This window comes from Streptomyces sp. DSM 41931 (genome assembly GCF_050271085.1).
Lineage (GTDB): Bacteria > Actinomycetota > Actinomycetes > Streptomycetales > Streptomycetaceae > Streptomyces > Streptomyces albogriseolus.
The window spans coordinates 5,911,641-5,926,517 of record NZ_CP189902.1; the positions used below are offsets into that span (position 1 = coordinate 5,911,641).

Below are 14,877 nucleotides of genomic sequence, written 5' to 3' on the forward strand. Positions count from 1 at the left end.
GGGGAAGCGAACCGCCCGAACGGCCGCGTCAGCCCTTGAGCTGCTCGTACGCCGGCAGCGTCAGGAAGTCCGCGTAGTCCTCGTCGAGGGCGACCTTCAGCAGCAGGTCGTGCGCCTGCTGCCAGTTGCCAGCCGCGAAGGCCTCCTCGCCGACCTCCGCGCGGATGTCCGCCAGCTCCTCGGCGGCGACCTTGCGGGCCAGCTCGGCGGTGACCCGCTCGCCGTTGTCCAGCACCACACCCGCGTTGATCCACTGCCAGATCTGCGAGCGTGAGATCTCCGCGGTGGCCGCGTCCTCCATCAGGTTGAAGATGGCGACCGCGCCCAGGCCGCGCAGCCACGCCTCGATGTAACGGATGCCGACCTGCACGGCGTTGACCAGACCCGCGTACGTCGGCCTGGCGTCGAGCGAGTCGATCGCGATCAGGTCCTCGGCCTTGACGTCGACGTCCTCGCGCAGCCGGTCCTTCTGGTTCGGCCTGTCGCCGAGCACCCTGTCGAAGGACTCCATGGCGATCGGCACCAGGTCCGGGTGGGCGACCCACGAGCCGTCGAAGCCGTCGTTCGCCTCGCGGTCCTTGTCCGCCTTCACCTTCTCGAAGGCGACCTTGTTGACCTCCTGGTCCCGCCGGGACGGGATGAACGCCGCCATGCCGCCGATGGCGTGCGCGCCGCGCTTGTGGCAGGAGCGGACGAGGAGTTCGGTGTAGGCGCGCATGAACGGGGCGGTCATCGTCACCGCGTTGCGGTCCGGCAGCACGAACCTCGGCCCGCCGTCACGGAAGTTCTTGACGATCGAGAACAGGTAGTCCCAGCGGCCCGCGTTCAGCCCGGAGGCGTGGTCGCGCAGCTCGTAGAGGATCTCCTCCATCTCGTACGCGGCCGTGATCGTCTCGATGAGGACCGTGGCGCGGACGGTGCCCTGCGGGATGCCCAGGTAATCCTGTGCGAACACGAAGACGTCGTTCCACAGCCGCGCCTCGAGGTGCGACTCCGTCTTCGGCAGGTAGAAGTACGGGCCCTTGCCGAGCTCGAGCAACCGCTTGGCGTTGTGGAAGAAGTACAGGCCGAAGTCGACGAGCGCGCCGGGCACCGGGGTGCCGTCGGCGTCGGTGAGGTGGCGCTCGTCCAGGTGCCAGCCGCGCGGGCGCATCACGACCGTCGCCAGCTCCTCGTCCGGCCGCAGCGCGTACGTCTTGCCGGTGCGCTCGTCGGTGAAGTCGATGCTCCGGGTGTACGCGTCGATCAGGCTGAGCTGGCCGGTGACCACGTTCTCCCAGGTGGGCGCGGACGCGTCCTCGAAGTCCGCGAGCCACACCTTCGCGCCGGAGTTGAGCGCGTTGATGGTCATCTTGCGGTCGGTCGGGCCGGTGATCTCGACGCGGCGGTCCTCCAGGGCCGGCGGGGCCGGGGCCACCTGCCAGGAGTCGTCGGCGCGGATCGCGGCCGTCTCAAGGAGGAAGTCGAGGGTGGAGGTGCGGGCGATCTCGGCGCGGCGCTCCGCGCGCCGGGCGAGCAGTTCGTCACGCCGGGGCGTGAACCGCCGGTGCAGTGCGGCCACGAAGGCGAGTGCCGTCTCGGAGAGGACCTCCTCCTGCCGCGGCAGGGGCTCGGCGTCGACGATGGCCAGCGGGGACGGCGCTGGTGCGGACATCAGCTGTCACTTCCTTCGGCGGGCAGGGGGCTTCTGATCAGTGGATACTAGTTTCCTCATGGTGGAAGTTCAATGTTTTGTTGATGTCGAGAATCTCCGGGTCGAGGGAGCCCGGCGCGCGGTGCCCGACCCGCGCGCCGGGGGCGCCCCGGCTCACTCGAGGTGCGTCAGATCGGCCTCCGTGTCGATGTCGTACGTCTCCGCGACGTCGCCGCACTCGACCAGTTCCACGGCGTCCGCGTGGTCCTTGAGATAGGCGCGGGCTCCCCGGTCGCCGGTGGCGGTCGCGGCGATGCCGGCCCAGTGCGCGGCGCCGAACAGCACCGGATGGCCGCGTGCGCCGTCGTACGCCGCCGAGACCAGCGAGCGCGGCGACCGGTACGCGCGCCGCACCCGGGCGACCGCTTCCGGGCCGATCCCCGGCTGGTCCACCAGCAGCACCAGCGCGGCCCGCGCACCCGTGCCGGCCAGCGAGTCCAGTCCGGTCCGCAGGGACGTGCCCATGCCCTGCTCCCACTCCGGGTTGTCCACGAGCACGCAGTCCGGCAGCGCGGCGCGGGCGCGCACCTCCTCGGCGCGCGCTCCCAGCACCACGTGCACGCGCGCGCAGCCGCCCACGCGCAGCACCTCCGCCGCGTGCTCCACGAGGAGCCGTCCCCGGTGGGGGAGCAGGGCCTTGGGCCGCCCGCCGAGCCGGCGTCCGCCGCCCGCCGCCAGCAACAGGCCGGCCACCCCGTTCTCGTCGTCCGTCATGCGTCCTGCATACCCCACCCGCGACCGCCCGTCCGGGCGCCCGGCGGAACGGTGCCTCGGGCCACGGTGTCACGCTGTGGAACAAGTCGATGACGCAGCGGACTGGCGCAAAGGCCCCGTGGTGGCGTTTACTGGCGCGCACCGGTCCGCGGGGGCGCGTGGGACCGGTCAGGGGAGGCGCACGACGACCCGCCAGGGGGAGGACTGTGGTGCGAGGCGTGGACCAGAGGTGTGTGCCCGGCAGCCAGGTGGATCCGCGGGTGACGGAGCTGCGCTCCGCCGTGTCCCGGTTACGCCGCCAACTGGCCGCACACCGTGCTGATTTCCGGGACCGGGGCATCGCGGAGGAGGCGCTCGCCACGCTGGCCGGACTGGCCGCCGCCGACCGCCCCGACATCCCGATGCTGCGCCGCTCCCTGCTGCTCGTCGCCGGAGCCATCGGCTCGGTGAGCGCGCTGGGGGACGGCCTGCGTCAACTCCGGGAGGCGGTCGACCTCTTCGGCGTGTCACCGCGGGCGTGACGTACGGGCGTTCGGGGTGTCGTCCTCGCGGGTGGTCTGTGCGGCGCGCCTCGACCCGGAGTGACCGCGGCGCGCCCCGCACCCGGCGCCACCGCGACGCGTCCTCAGGCCCCCGGGCCGCCCGGGTTCGCCAGCGCGTCGGACAGCTCGCGCGCGATCTCCTGCAGCACCGGGACGATCCTCTCCGTCGCCGCCTCCGTGACGCGGCCCGCCGGGCCCGAGATGGAGATGGCCGCCGCCGTGGGCGCGTCCGGCACCGGAACCGCCAGGCAGCGCACGCCGATCTCCTGCTCGTTGTCGTCGATGGCGTACCCCTGCCGGCGCACCTCCTCCAGCGCGGCGAGGAAGCCCTCGGGGGTGGTGATGGTCTTCTCCGTGGCCGCCGGCATGCCGGTGCGGCCCAGCAGCGCCCGCACCTCCTCCGGCGGGAACCCGGCCAGCAGCGCCTTGCCCACCCCGGTGGAGTGCGGCAGCACCCGCCGCCCCACCTCGGTGAACATCCGCATCGAGTGCTTGGACGGCACCTGCGCCACGTACACGATCTCGTCCCCGTCCAGCAGGGCCATGTTCGCCGTCTCGCCGGTCTCCTGCACCAGTCGCGCCAGGTGCGGCCGCGCCCAGGTGCCCAGCAGCCGGGACGCCGACTCGCCGAGGCGGATCAGGCGCGGGCCGAGCGCGTACCGCCGGTTGGGCTGCTGGCGTACGTAACCGCAGGCGACGAGCGTGCGCATCAGACGGTGGATCGTCGGCAGCGGCAGGCCGCTGCCGGCCGACAGCTCGCTCAGACCGACCTCGCCGCCCGCGTCCGCCATCCGCTCCAGCAGGTCGAAGGCGCGCTCGAGGGACTGCACGCCGCCACTGGCGGCGGGCCGGGCGGAGTCGGTGGTGCTGGCGCTGGACGTCGGCACGGCGCGTTCCTTTCGAGGCTGTCAGGAGGTCAGAAGCCTACCCGGCGGCCGGCCGGCGGCCCGCTTGTACGGAGCTGCGTTCTGTGTGCCGGAATTCTCATTCCGCTCTGTGGAAACGTCCAGAGGTGGCGATCGCGCCGCCGCGGCGGCAGGAGCACCCTTGACGCGGTGGAGCCCCGAGGGCAACACTCCTTCAACAGAACGTTGAAATTTCCGGCGGACCTGCAGGAGGCTCCGGGTGCCCGACGTCGAACTGGTGCTGCGCTCGACCCGCGTCATCACCCCCGAGGGGACGCGCGCCGCGTCCGTCGCCGTGGCCGGCGGCACCGTCACGGCCGTCCTGCCGCACGACGCGCCCGTCCCCGGCGGCGCCCGCCTGGAAGACCTCGGCGACGACGTCCTGCTGCCCGGCCTGGTCGACACCCACGTGCACGTCAACGACCCCGGCCGCACCGAGTGGGAAGGCTTCTGGACCGCCACCCGCGCGGCCGCCGCCGGCGGCATCACCACGCTGATCGACATGCCGCTCAACTCCCTGCCGCCGACCACGACGGTCGACCACCTGCGCGTCAAGCGGAAGACCGCCGCCGACAAGGCCCACATCGACGTCGGCTTCTGGGGCGGCGCCCTGCCCGGCAACGTGGCCGACCTGCGCCCGCTGCACGAGGCGGGGGTCTTCGGCTTCAAGGCGTTCCTGTCGCCTTCCGGCGTCGACGAGTTCCCCCACCTCGACGAGCGGCGACTCGCCCGCGCGCTGCGCGAGATCGCGTCCTTCGACGGCCTGCTGATCGTGCACGCCGAGGACCCGGGGCAGCTCGCCGGCGCCCCGCAGCGCGGCGGCCCCCGCTACGCCGACTTCCTCGCCTCCCGGCCCCGCCGCGCCGAGGACACCGCCATCGCGCGACTCCTGGAGCAGGCCCGGCGGTTCGACGCCCGCGTGCACGTCCTCCACCTCTCCTCCGCCGACGCGCTGCCCCTGCTCGCCGAGGCCAAGGCGGACGGCGTCCGCGTCACCGTCGAGACCTGCCCCCACTACCTCACCCTCACCGCGGAGGAAGTCCCGGACGGCGCCAGCGCGTTCAAGTGCTGCCCGCCCATCCGCGAGGCCGCCAACCAGGACCAGCTGTGGCAGGCCCTGGCGGACGGCACGATCGACTGCGTCGTCACCGACCACTCCCCGTCCACCGCCGACCTCAAGACGGACGACTTCGCGACCGCCTGGGGCGGCATCTCCGGCCTCCAGCTCAGCCTCCCGGCCGTATGGACCGAGGCCCGCAGACGCGGGCACGCCCTGGAGGACGTGGTCCGCTGGACGGCGACGCGCACGGCCCGGCTGGCCGGCCTCGAGGCGCGCAAGGGCGCCATCGCGCCCGGCCACGACGCCGACTTCGCCGTGCTGGCCCCCGACGAGACCTTCACCGTCGACCCGGCCGCGCTCCAGCACCGCAACCGCGTGACCGCCTACGCCGGACGCACCCTGCACGGCGTCGTGAGGTCCACCTGGCTGCGCGGCGAACGCGTCATGGCCGACGGGGAGTTCACCGCGCCGAAGGGCCGCCTGCTCACCCGACCCTGATCCGACACCCGAAAGGCAGGACCACATCACCGTGACGGCGATCGAGACCTTCACCGGCGACGCGAGCCCCTACGGCGGCGGCGACCCGTACGCGGACTACCGCACCGCCGACTTCCCCTTCACCCACCTCGCCGACCTCGCCGACCGCCGGCTCGGCGCCGGAGTCATCGCCGCCAACGACGAGTTCTTCGCCCAGCGCGAGAACCTCCTGCTGCCCGGCCGCGCCGTCTTCGACCCCGAACGCTTCGGCCACAAGGGCAAGATCATGGACGGCTGGGAGACCCGCCGGCGGCGCGGTGCCTCGGCCGAACACCCCTGGCCGGCCGACGACGACCACGACTGGGCGCTGATCCGCCTCGGCACGCCCGGCGTCGTCCGCGGCGTCGTCGTCGACACCGCCCACTTCCGGGGCAACTACCCGCAGGCGGTCTCCGTCGAGGGCACCGCCGTCGACGGCTCCCCGTCGCCCGCGGAACTGCTCTCCGGCGACGTGAAGTGGACGACGCTGGTCCCGCGCACCCGGATCGGCGGCCACGCGGCCAACGGCTTCGCCGTCACCGCCGAACAGCGCTTCACCCACCTGCGCCTCAACCAGCACCCCGACGGCGGCATCGCCCGCCTGCGGGTCCACGGCGAGGTCGTCCCGGACCTGGCGTGGCTCACCGCGCTCGGCACCTTCGACGTCGTCGCCCTGGAGAACGGCGGCCGGGTCGAGGACGCCTCCGACCGCTTCTACTCGCCCGCCGCCAACACCATCCGGCCCGGCCGCTCCCAGAAGATGGACGACGGCTGGGAGACCCGGCGCCGCCGCGACCACGGCCACGACTGGATCACGTACCGCCTGGTCGCCCAGGCCCGGATCCGCGCCCTGGAGATCGACACCGCCTACCTGAAGGGCAACGCGGCCGGGTGGGCGTCGGTGTCGGTGCGCGACGGCGAGGACGGCGACTGGCGGGAGGTCCTGCCCCGCACCCGCCTCCAGCCCGACACCAACCACCGCTTCGTCCTCCCGGACCCGGCGGTGGGCACCCACGCGCGCGTGGACATCCACCCCGACGGCGGCATCTCCCGCCTGCGCCTCTTCGGCTCCCTGACGGACCAGGGGACGTCCGTGCTGGAGGCACGGAGGCAGGAACTCGGGGGCTGACGCGCCGAGGGCGCCCGACCCCGGAAGGGACCGTCGAGCGCCCTCGGCGACCGGCTTCAGGCCGCGTGACCGCCGTCCACCGCCACCTCCGCCCCGGTCATGTACGCCGCGCCCGCGAGGTGGACGATCGTCTCCGCCACCTCCCGCGCCGTGCCGAACCGGCCCAGCGCGGTGACCGCCGCCTGGCCGGCCGCGTAGGGGCCGTCCGCCGGGTTCATGTCCGTGTCGGTCGGCCCCGGGTGGACGATGTTCGCGGTGATCCCGCGCTCGCCCAGCTCCCGCGCCAGCGCCTTGGTCAGCCCCACCAGCGCCGCCTTGCTCATCGCGTAGAGGGTCCCGCCGGTACCCGGCGCCCGCTGCGTCAGGCACGAGCCCACGGTGATGATCCGGCCCCCGCGCGGCATCACCGCGGCCGCCGCACGCGACGTGAGGAAGACACCGCGCACGTTCACCGCGAGCACCCGGTCGACGTCGGCGGGGGAGAGGGACTCCAGCGGGCCCATCACGCCCACGCCCGCGTTGTTCACCAGCACGTCCAGCCGGCCCAGGTGCCGGACGGCCGCGGTCACCGCCGAGGCGGCCTCCTCCGGGTCGCCGGCGTCCGCGCGCAGGGCCACCGCTCGGCGCCCCAGCGCCTCGACGGCCCGTACGACGTCCTCCGCCGCCTCCTTTCCGTTCACATACGTCACCGCGACGTCCGCGCCCTCCTGGGCGAGCCGTAGCGCAGCCGCGGCGCCGATGCCGCGGCTGCCGCCGGTCACCAGTGCCGTCCGGCCGAGCAGGGTCTTCTCCGTCATCTGTGTGGTCATGCGTCCATCTCAGCGGCCGGGACCGCACGGTGCTGGCGGCGATCGGACGTCGACCTGCCGTACCGTCAGCCGGCCGCCCGCGCCCCCGTGTCACGTCACGGGAAACTCATCGGACCACACCGAAAAATCCATGTACTTGACATTGACATGCCAGCGTCTACGCGCGTCATCATGGGGCATGCGATTCCCCCCACGCGCGGCCCGGTCCGGAGCCGCAGCAGCCCTTCTGTCCGTCCTTCTGCTGGGCGGCGGCGGAGCGCTCTCCGCCCCGGCGGCGCAGGCCGCCCCCGCCCTCCCCGTCACCGCGTCCGCCGCGCCGTCCGTCCTGGCGGTCGGCGACATCTGCTCCAGCGACCTGCCGTCCGAGGCGCACGACACCCTCGACCTGATCGAACAGGGCGGCCCCTTCCCGTTCGAGCAGGACGGCACGGTCTTCCAGAACCGGGAGGGCATCCTCCCCGGCCAGGAGACCGGCTACTACCACGAGTACACGGTGATCACGCCCGGTTCCCCCACCCGTGGCGCCCGCCGGATCGTCACCGGTGAGGAGTACCAGGAGGACTACTACACCGCCGACCACTACGCCTCGTTCGACCTGGTCGACCACTCCTGCTGACCGACCGGCGGCTCCTGGCCGGCCGGCGGCTCAGTCGCCCGGCTTCCGGGTCTCCGCGAGGGCGAACAGGGCGATGCCCAGCACCAGCAGGGCGACGCTCGCGTAGATCTCGTAGCCGTCGAGGAATCCGGCCCGCCGCACCAGGCCCCAGTGCCAGTCGGTGAACTCCGTCACCAGACCGGCCACGCCCTGCAGCACGGCCACGAACCCCACGATCTCCAGCAGCTTCTTCATGCCCCCGACTCTCGCCCCGCGGACCCCCCACCCACATCGGCCGCGGGGCGAGGCCTTTCCGACCGAAGGGGGCGGCCCTCCTCCACCGGGTCGCCGAAAGTCTGAGGCCGCACGACTTCGGTCGACGATTCCGCCCGCGAGGGACCGCACCGGGCGTCCCCTGCGTAGATTCGTCGGCTGTGACTGATGACAAGGCGGCGAGGACCGCCCCCGTGTACACGGGGCCCAGGTGGTTCTTCCCGTCCGCCCTCATCCACGAGCTCGACCCCGACGCCGGCCGCTCCGGCCGCCGCCCCCGGCGCACCGCCCGCGACTGGGTCGTCGACTTCTCCTGCTTCCTGCTCGCCGTGCTGATCGGACTGGTCGGCGCCGACACGCTGCAGAACTCCGACCTCCCGAGGGCGCTGAGCGCCGCCGACCAGATGCTCGGCGCGCTGTCCTGCGCCGCGGTCTGGCTGCGCCGCCGGTGGCCGTTCGGCCTGGCCGTCGCCATGCTGCCGGTCAGCTTCCTCTCCGAGACCTCCGGCGGGGTCGCGGTCATCGCCCTGTTCACGCTCGCCGTGCACCGGCCGTTCCGGTACGTGGCCTGGGTGGCCGGCGCGCAGCTGGTGCTCGCGCCGCTGTACTTCTGGTGGCGCCCCGACCCCGACCTGCCGTACGCCGCCGCCGTCGTCCTCGTCCTCGTGCTGACGGGCGCCACGGTCGGCTGGGGCATGTTCGTGCGGTCCAAGCGGCAGCTCATGCTCAGCCTGCGGGACCGGGCCCGGCGCGCCGAGACGGAGGCGCGGCTGCGGGCCGAGCAGGCGCAGCGGCTCGCCCGCGAGGCCATCGCGCGGGAGATGCACGACGTGCTCGCGCACCGGCTGACGCTGCTCAGCGTGCACGCGGGCGCGCTGGAGTTCCGGCCCGACGCCCCGCGCGACGAGATCGCGCGGGCGGCCGGCGTGATCCGGGAGAGCGCCCACGAGGCGCTCCAGGACCTACGGGAGATCATCGGGGTGCTGCGGGCCGGCGACAGCGAGGACGCCGGCCGCCCACAGCCGACCCTTGCGGCGCTCGACGCCCTCGTCGCCGAGTCCCTCCAGGCGGGCATGAAGGTGACCCTGGAGCAGCGGGTCACCGACGCCGGCTCCGTCCCCGCCTCCGTCGGCCGCACCGCCTACCGGATCGCCCAGGAGGGCCTGACCAACGCCCGCAAGCACGCCCCCGGCACGGAGGTCACCGTCTCCGTCGCCGGCGGCCCGGGGGAGGACCTCACCGTGACCGTCCACAACCCCGCCCCGGAAGCCGACGTCCCGCCCGTGCCCGGCGCGGGCCAGGGCCTGATCGGCCTCACGGAGCGGGCCACGCTGACGGGCGGCACCCTGGAACACGGGCCGACCCCGGAAGGCGGCTTCGAGGTGAGGGCGCGCTTGCCATGGCAGTGAAGGCCGCACGAGCCGCGGGCAATCGTGCCGCCAAGGGCGGCACGGGTGGGCGCGGCGGCACCTCGCAAGCGCCGAGTAGCGCAGACACCCCCGCCCCGCACCGACCCCGGTGCATGATTACGTACCCCCCATGACCGCCATCAAAGTGCTCCTCGTCGACGACGACCCCCTCGTCCGCGCCGGCCTCTCCTTCATGCTCGGCGGCGCCGAGGACATCGAGATCGTCGGAGAGGCCGCCGACGGCGCCGAGGTCACGGCGCTCGTCGACCGCACCCGCCCGGACGTCGTCCTCATGGACATCCGCATGCCCTCCGTCGACGGCCTCACCGCCACCGAGGCGCTGCGCCGCCGCGAGGACGCCCCGCAGGTCGTCGTGCTCACCACCTTCCACGCCGACGACCAGGTGCTGCGCGCGCTCCGCGCGGGCGCGGCCGGGTTCGTGCTGAAGGACACCCCGCCCGCCGAGATCGTCGCCGCGGTGCGCCGGGTCGCGGCCGGCGACCCGGTGCTCTCGCCCGCGGTCACCCGGCAGCTGATGGCGCACGCGGCCGGCGGTCCGGGAGACACCCGGCGGGCCCGCGCCCGCGACCGCGTCGCCGCCCTCAACGACCGCGAACGCGAGGTCGCCGTGGCCGTCGGCCGGGGTCTCGCCAACGCGGAGATCGCCGCATGGCTGTACATGAGCGTGGCCACCGTGAAGACGCACGTCTCGCGCATCCTTGCCAAGCTCGGCCTCAACAACCGCGTCCAGATCGCGCTGCTCGCCCATGACGCGGGGCTGCTGGAGGGCACCGACACCCTCTGACGTCCGCCGGTCACTTCGAGGAGGCCCGCCGTATGACCCCGCCGCCCGTGCTCGACCTCGCCGCCGCCCGGAAGCTGCTCGACGCCCAGCCCTTCAGCAGGCTCCTGGGCGCCCGGCTCACCGCGTTCGGTGGCGGCGGGGCGACCCTGGAGATCGACATCCGGGAGGAACTGCACCAGCAGAACGGCTTCCTGCACGGCGGCGTCCTCGCCTACGCCGCCGACAACGCGCTCACCTTCGCCGCCGGTGCGGTCCTCGGCCCGTCGGTGCTGACCGGCGGCTTCTCCGTCCAGTACCTGCGTCCGGCCACCGGCCGCACCCTCCGCGCCCGTGCGACCGTCGTCCACGCGGGCAGACGCCAGGCCGTCACCCGCTGCGACCTCCTCACGGTGACGGAGGACGACGAGGAGACGCTGTGCGCGGTGGCACAGGGAACCGTCCTTCCGGTGACGGCCCGGACGCCATAAGGACGCCACAAGGACGGCATCACGTCATCAGGGGGGTGTCACCCGACACCCCCCGAGTCTCACGTCAGCGCCTCCTGGGCGCCGCCCAGAATTTCCGCAGGCCGGACGGGTCTGCGTTCGCGCCGCGACCTCTCGCACGCCTCCGCGATCACCAGCGCCCGCAGGGCCTCACGGCCGTCGCAGGGGTTGGGCCGCTCGCCCCGCACCACCTCGACGAACGCGATCAGTTCTGCCTCGTAGGCGGGTCCGAACCGTTCCAGGAAGCCGGTCCACGGCTTGTCCGCGGCGGGCGGCCCCGTCGGCTCGGTGGACGCGATGGGCGTACGGTCGTCGAGGCCGACCACGATCTGGTCGCGCTCCCCGGCGAGTTCCATGCGCACGTCGTAGCCGGCGCCGTTCATCCGGGTCCCGGTGACGGTGGCGAGGGTGCCGTCGTCGAGGGTGAGCAGCACCGCGCCGGTGTCGACGTCGCCCGCCTCGCGGAACATCTGGGGCCCCGCGTCCGACCCGGTGGCGTACACGTCGACGACCTCCCGGCCGGTCACCCAGCGCAGGATGTCGAAGTCGTGGATGAGCGTGTCCCGGTACAGCCCGCCCGACTGCGCCAGGTGAGCGGGGTCCGGCGGCTCCGCCTCGCTGGTCGTCGCCCGCACCGTGTGCAGCCGTCCCAGCCTGCCCGCCCGTACCGCCTCACGGGCGCCCGTGTAGCCCCGGTCGAACCGCCGCTGGAAGCCCATCTGCAGCACCGTCCCGGCGGTCTCCACCTCCGTGATCGCCTGTAACGTGCCCGCCACGTCCAGGGCGATGGGCTTCTCGCAGAAGACCGGCAGACCCGCGCGCGCCGCCCGCGCGATCAGGTCCGCGTGGGCGGAGGTGGCCGTGGTGATCACCACGGCGTCGACGCCCCAGGTGTAGATCTCGTCCACCCCCGGCGCCGCCGTCTCGCCGAGCCGGTGGGCGAGGGCCTGGGCCCGCGCCGGATCGACGTCCGTGAGAATCAGGGATCCGACCTCGTGGTGCCTGCTGAGTGTGTGGGCGTGAATGGTGCCGATACGGCCCGTACCGATGACCCCGATGCGCATGGAAACAAAGTGGGGCTCGCGCCGCTCCCTGTCAATGCGTATGTCCGGACAACCGAACTACACGACTTCCCGTCAACAGCCCACGCGGATACGCTCGCACCGTGCCGAAACCAGAAGTGGACCCGACCGTGCGGCTGGACCTGAGCGTGGACCGCGGCTCCCCCGTGCCGTTGTACTTCCAGCTGGCCCAGCAGCTGGAGTCCGCCATCGAGCACGGCACCCTCACCCCCGGCACCCTGCTGGGCAACGAGATCGAGCTGGCCGCGCGCCTCGGCCTGTCCCGGCCGACCGTCCGCCAGGCCATCCAGTCGCTCGTCGACAAGGGCCTGCTGGTGCGCCGCCGGGGCGTCGGCACCCAGGTCGTGCACAGCAAGGTCAGACGCCCGCTGGAGCTGAGCAGCCTCTACGACGACCTGGAGTCCGCCGGCCAGCGCCCCACCACGACCGTGCTGGTCAACACCGTGGTCGCCGCGTCCGCCGAGGTCGCCGCCGCGCTCGGGGTGACCGAGGGCGGCGAGGTGCACCGCATCGAGCGGCTGCGCTCCGCGCACGGCGAGCCCATCGCGTACCTGTGCAACTACCTCCCGTCCGGCCTGCTCGACCTGGACACCGGCCAGCTCGAGGCCACCGGCCTGTACCGGCTGATGCGGGCCGCCGGGATCACCCTGCACAGCGCCCGCCAGACCATCGGCGCGCGGGCCGCCACCGCCGTCGAGGCCGAGCGGCTGCGCGAACAGCCCGGCGCCCCGCTGCTCACCATGCAGCGGGTCACCTTCGACGACACCGGCCGCGCGGTGGAGTACGGCACGCACACCTACCGGCCCTCGCGGTACTCCTTCGAGTTCCAGTTGCTCGTACGGAACTGAGCCGCGCCCCGGATTGCCCGACCGAGCCGCGCCTCGCACGCCCGGTCCGCCGTGCCGCCGACGCCCGGTCGTCGCATTGTCCGGACAATGTGACGCGGTCCGCGGGCGTACGGTGGGAGCACGGCGACCGGTGCGGACGCGAACGGCGGAGGGCTCGCCTCCACCCGCGTCCGGCGCCGGATCCGACGAACGCCGTCACCTGCCCGGTACCGCGATCGGGGCACCCGTGCGGCACAATCGCACCCGATGAGCACCTACCGCGACTTCACCGCCCCCATCGGCTCCCGGCGCGCGACCGTCCTGAGAACGGTCGGTACGCGGGAGCGCCGCTCCCACCTGTCGGCGCCCCGGGTGCCGACCGTGGGCATCGACATCGGCGGCACCAAAGTGATGGCGGGCGTCGTGGACGCCGACGGCAACATCCTGGAGAAGCTCCGCACGGAGACCCCCGACAAGTCCAAGAGCCCGAAGGTCGTCGAGGACACCATCGTGGAGCTCGTGCTGGACCTGTCCGACCGGCACGACGTCCACGCCGTCGGCATCGGCGCGGCCGGCTGGGTCGACGCCGACCGCAACCGGGTGCTCTTCGCCCCCCACCTGTCCTGGCGCAACGAACCCCTGCGCGACCGTCTCGCCGGCCGCCTCGCCGTCCCGGTCCTCGTCGACAACGACGCGAACTCCGCCGCCTGGGCCGAATGGCGCTTCGGCGCCGGACGCGGCGAGGACAACCTCGTCATGATCACCCTCGGCACCGGCATCGGCGGCGCCATCCTCGAGGACGGCCAGGTCAAGCGCGGCAAGTACGGCGTCGCCGGCGAGTTCGGCCACATGCAGGTCGTCCCCGGCGGACACCGCTGCCCGTGCGGCAACCGCGGCTGCTGGGAGCAGTACAGCTCCGGCAACGCGCTGGTGCGCGAGGCGCGCGAACTGGCCGCCGCCGACTCCCCGGTCGCCTACGGGATCATCGAGCACGTCAAGGGCAACATCGGCGACATCAGCGGCCCGATGATCACCGAGCTGGCCCGCGAGGGCGACGCCATGTGCATCGAGCTGCTCCAGGACATCGGCCAGTGGCTCGGCGTCGGCATCGCCAACCTGGCCGCCGCCCTCGACCCCTCCTGCTTCGTTATCGGCGGCGGCGTCTCCGCGGCCGACGACCTGCTCATCGGCCCCGCCCGGGACGCCTTCAAGCGGCACCTCACCGGGCGCGGTTACCGCCCGGAGGCCCGCGTCGTGCGCGCCCAGCTCGGCCCCGAGGCCGGCATGGTCGGCGCCGCCGACCTGGCCCGGCTGGTCGCCCGCCGCTTCCGCCGCGCCAAGCGCCGCCGGGTCGAGCGGTACGAACGCTACGAGCGGTTCGCGGGGGCCCGCCGTTCCACCTCGGAGTCGCTGTGACGGACGAGCTTCCTCCGCTGACGACCGACCCCGGCCGCCCCGACGGGCAGGGCGGGGCGCACCCCGGTGAGGACCGGCGGCACATGATCCGCCGCCGCGCCCTCACCCTGCTGATCATCGTCCTGCTCATCGGCGTCCCGGCCGGCTACCTGGTGATCTCCGCCAACCAGAGCCGGGCCAGCGGCAAGGACAAGGAGGCGAAGTACTCGGCGACCGGCCTCACCGAGGGCTGGCCGTCCAAGCTCCAGCGCCGCATCTACCAGGTGCCGGTGCCCCACCCGGCCTGGTGGGTCGCCTCGTACGAGACGAACAACTGGAAGACCAGCCGCCTCTACGTCGAGTTCGAGACCAGCGACGCGGGCCTGACCGCCTTCCTCACCAGCATGGGCATGTCGGAGAAGGACCTGAAGAAGGACCGCCTCCCCATCGGCGAGCGCGACCGCGACGTCACCGGCTGGACCTTCGACGGCCCCGGCACCTGGTCCGGTCTGGTGCACGAGCAGAAGAACCCCGCGCCCACGCACGACGTCGTCGTCAACCACGACAAACCCGGCTACCCGCGCGTGTACGTCGTGGCCCGCACCGTGCCCTGACCCGGCCGCCGGAGCCGATTGTCG

16 protein-coding genes are annotated in these 14,877 nt (G+C 73.3%); 10 read left to right on the forward strand and 6 right to left on the reverse strand.

Annotated features, from left to right (window positions below; all coding sequences use genetic code 11):
- Positions 1-28: 28 nt before the first annotated feature.
- On the reverse strand, positions 29-1,654 hold the full coding sequence (gene aceB, locus ACP7TJ_RS27125; protein WP_427766032.1) for a malate synthase A: 1,626 nt from the start codon (positions 1,652-1,654) through the stop codon (positions 29-31).
- A 153-nt stretch (positions 1,655-1,807) separates the two neighbouring features.
- A complete protein-coding gene (locus ACP7TJ_RS27130) occupies positions 1,808-2,407 on the reverse strand; it encodes a nucleotidyltransferase family protein (RefSeq protein WP_390920701.1) in 600 nt (199 codons plus the stop codon).
- A gap of 206 nt (positions 2,408-2,613) precedes the next feature.
- On the opposite strand from ACP7TJ_RS27130, the gene ACP7TJ_RS27135 reads away from it, so the two are divergent.
- Entirely contained in the window at positions 2,614-2,928 is a 315-nt protein-coding gene (locus tag ACP7TJ_RS27135) for a DUF5955 family protein (protein WP_093766073.1), read from the forward strand.
- Positions 2,929-3,032: 104 nt separating this feature from the next.
- Here ACP7TJ_RS27135 and ACP7TJ_RS27140 read toward each other — a convergent pair whose 3' ends face one another.
- Complete coding sequence (locus ACP7TJ_RS27140) at positions 3,033-3,836, reverse strand: IclR family transcriptional regulator (protein WP_427766035.1); 804 nt, start codon at positions 3,834-3,836, stop codon at positions 3,033-3,035.
- A 238-nt stretch (positions 3,837-4,074) separates the two neighbouring features.
- Between ACP7TJ_RS27140 and allB the strand changes: the two genes are divergently transcribed.
- Positions 4,075-5,412 carry an allantoinase AllB gene (allB, locus tag ACP7TJ_RS27145; protein ID WP_427766038.1) on the forward strand — a complete coding sequence of 446 codons (1,338 nt, stop codon included), beginning with the start codon at positions 4,075-4,077 and terminating at the stop codon, positions 5,410-5,412.
- A gap of 31 nt (positions 5,413-5,443) precedes the next feature.
- On the forward strand, positions 5,444-6,559 hold the full coding sequence (gene alc / locus ACP7TJ_RS27150; protein WP_427766041.1) for an allantoicase: 1,116 nt from the start codon (positions 5,444-5,446) through the stop codon (positions 6,557-6,559).
- Positions 6,560-6,615: 56 nt separating this feature from the next.
- On the opposite strand, the gene ACP7TJ_RS27155 is transcribed toward alc, so the two are convergent.
- A complete protein-coding gene (locus ACP7TJ_RS27155; RefSeq protein ID WP_427766044.1) occupies positions 6,616-7,368 on the reverse strand; it encodes an SDR family NAD(P)-dependent oxidoreductase in 753 nt (250 codons plus the stop codon).
- Between the two features lie 178 nt (positions 7,369-7,546).
- Here ACP7TJ_RS27155 and ACP7TJ_RS27160 point away from each other — a divergent pair, with 178 nt between their 5' ends.
- Positions 7,547-7,984, forward strand: a complete 438-nt coding sequence (locus ACP7TJ_RS27160; protein ID WP_189909079.1) for a ribonuclease domain-containing protein — start codon at positions 7,547-7,549, stop codon at positions 7,982-7,984.
- Between the two features lie 30 nt (positions 7,985-8,014).
- On the opposite strand, the gene ACP7TJ_RS27165 is transcribed toward ACP7TJ_RS27160, so the two are convergent.
- Positions 8,015-8,218, reverse strand: a complete 204-nt coding sequence (locus ACP7TJ_RS27165; protein WP_093766067.1) for a hypothetical protein — start codon at positions 8,216-8,218, stop codon at positions 8,015-8,017.
- A 179-nt stretch (positions 8,219-8,397) separates the two neighbouring features.
- Here ACP7TJ_RS27165 and ACP7TJ_RS27170 point away from each other — a divergent pair, with 179 nt between their 5' ends.
- The 3 genes from ACP7TJ_RS27170 to ACP7TJ_RS27180 all read left to right on the forward strand — a co-directional run bounded on the left by ACP7TJ_RS27170 (position 8,398) and on the right by ACP7TJ_RS27180 (position 10,917).
- Positions 8,398-9,645, forward strand: a complete 1,248-nt coding sequence (locus ACP7TJ_RS27170) for a histidine kinase (RefSeq protein WP_427766049.1) — start codon at positions 8,398-8,400, stop codon at positions 9,643-9,645.
- A gap of 130 nt (positions 9,646-9,775) precedes the next feature.
- Positions 9,776-10,450 carry a response regulator transcription factor gene (locus ACP7TJ_RS27175; RefSeq protein WP_427766052.1) on the forward strand — a complete coding sequence of 225 codons (675 nt, stop codon included), beginning with the start codon at positions 9,776-9,778 and terminating at the stop codon, positions 10,448-10,450.
- A gap of 32 nt (positions 10,451-10,482) precedes the next feature.
- On the forward strand, positions 10,483-10,917 hold the full coding sequence (locus ACP7TJ_RS27180; RefSeq protein WP_167742229.1) for a PaaI family thioesterase: 435 nt from the start codon (positions 10,483-10,485) through the stop codon (positions 10,915-10,917).
- A 59-nt stretch (positions 10,918-10,976) separates the two neighbouring features.
- Here the strand turns inward: ACP7TJ_RS27180 and ACP7TJ_RS27185 are convergent, their stop codons facing one another.
- On the reverse strand, positions 10,977-11,999 hold the full coding sequence (locus tag ACP7TJ_RS27185; RefSeq protein WP_401540302.1) for a Gfo/Idh/MocA family protein: 1,023 nt from the start codon (positions 11,997-11,999) through the stop codon (positions 10,977-10,979).
- 128 nt (positions 12,000-12,127) lie between these two features.
- Between ACP7TJ_RS27185 and ACP7TJ_RS27190 the strand changes: the two genes are divergently transcribed.
- The 3 genes from ACP7TJ_RS27190 to ACP7TJ_RS27200 all read left to right on the forward strand — a co-directional run bounded on the left by ACP7TJ_RS27190 (position 12,128) and on the right by ACP7TJ_RS27200 (position 14,853).
- Entirely contained in the window at positions 12,128-12,865 is a 738-nt protein-coding gene (locus tag ACP7TJ_RS27190) for a GntR family transcriptional regulator (RefSeq protein ID WP_176710766.1), read from the forward strand.
- 246 nt (positions 12,866-13,111) lie between these two features.
- Positions 13,112-14,260, forward strand: a complete 1,149-nt coding sequence (locus tag ACP7TJ_RS27195; protein ID WP_093766061.1) for an ROK family glucokinase — start codon at positions 13,112-13,114, stop codon at positions 14,258-14,260.
- On the forward strand, positions 14,257-14,853 hold the full coding sequence (locus ACP7TJ_RS27200; protein WP_370165750.1) for a sugar kinase: 597 nt from the start codon (positions 14,257-14,259) through the stop codon (positions 14,851-14,853). Before ACP7TJ_RS27195 ends, ACP7TJ_RS27200 begins: the two co-directional genes overlap by 4 nt.
- Positions 14,854-14,877 lie beyond the last annotated feature (24 nt).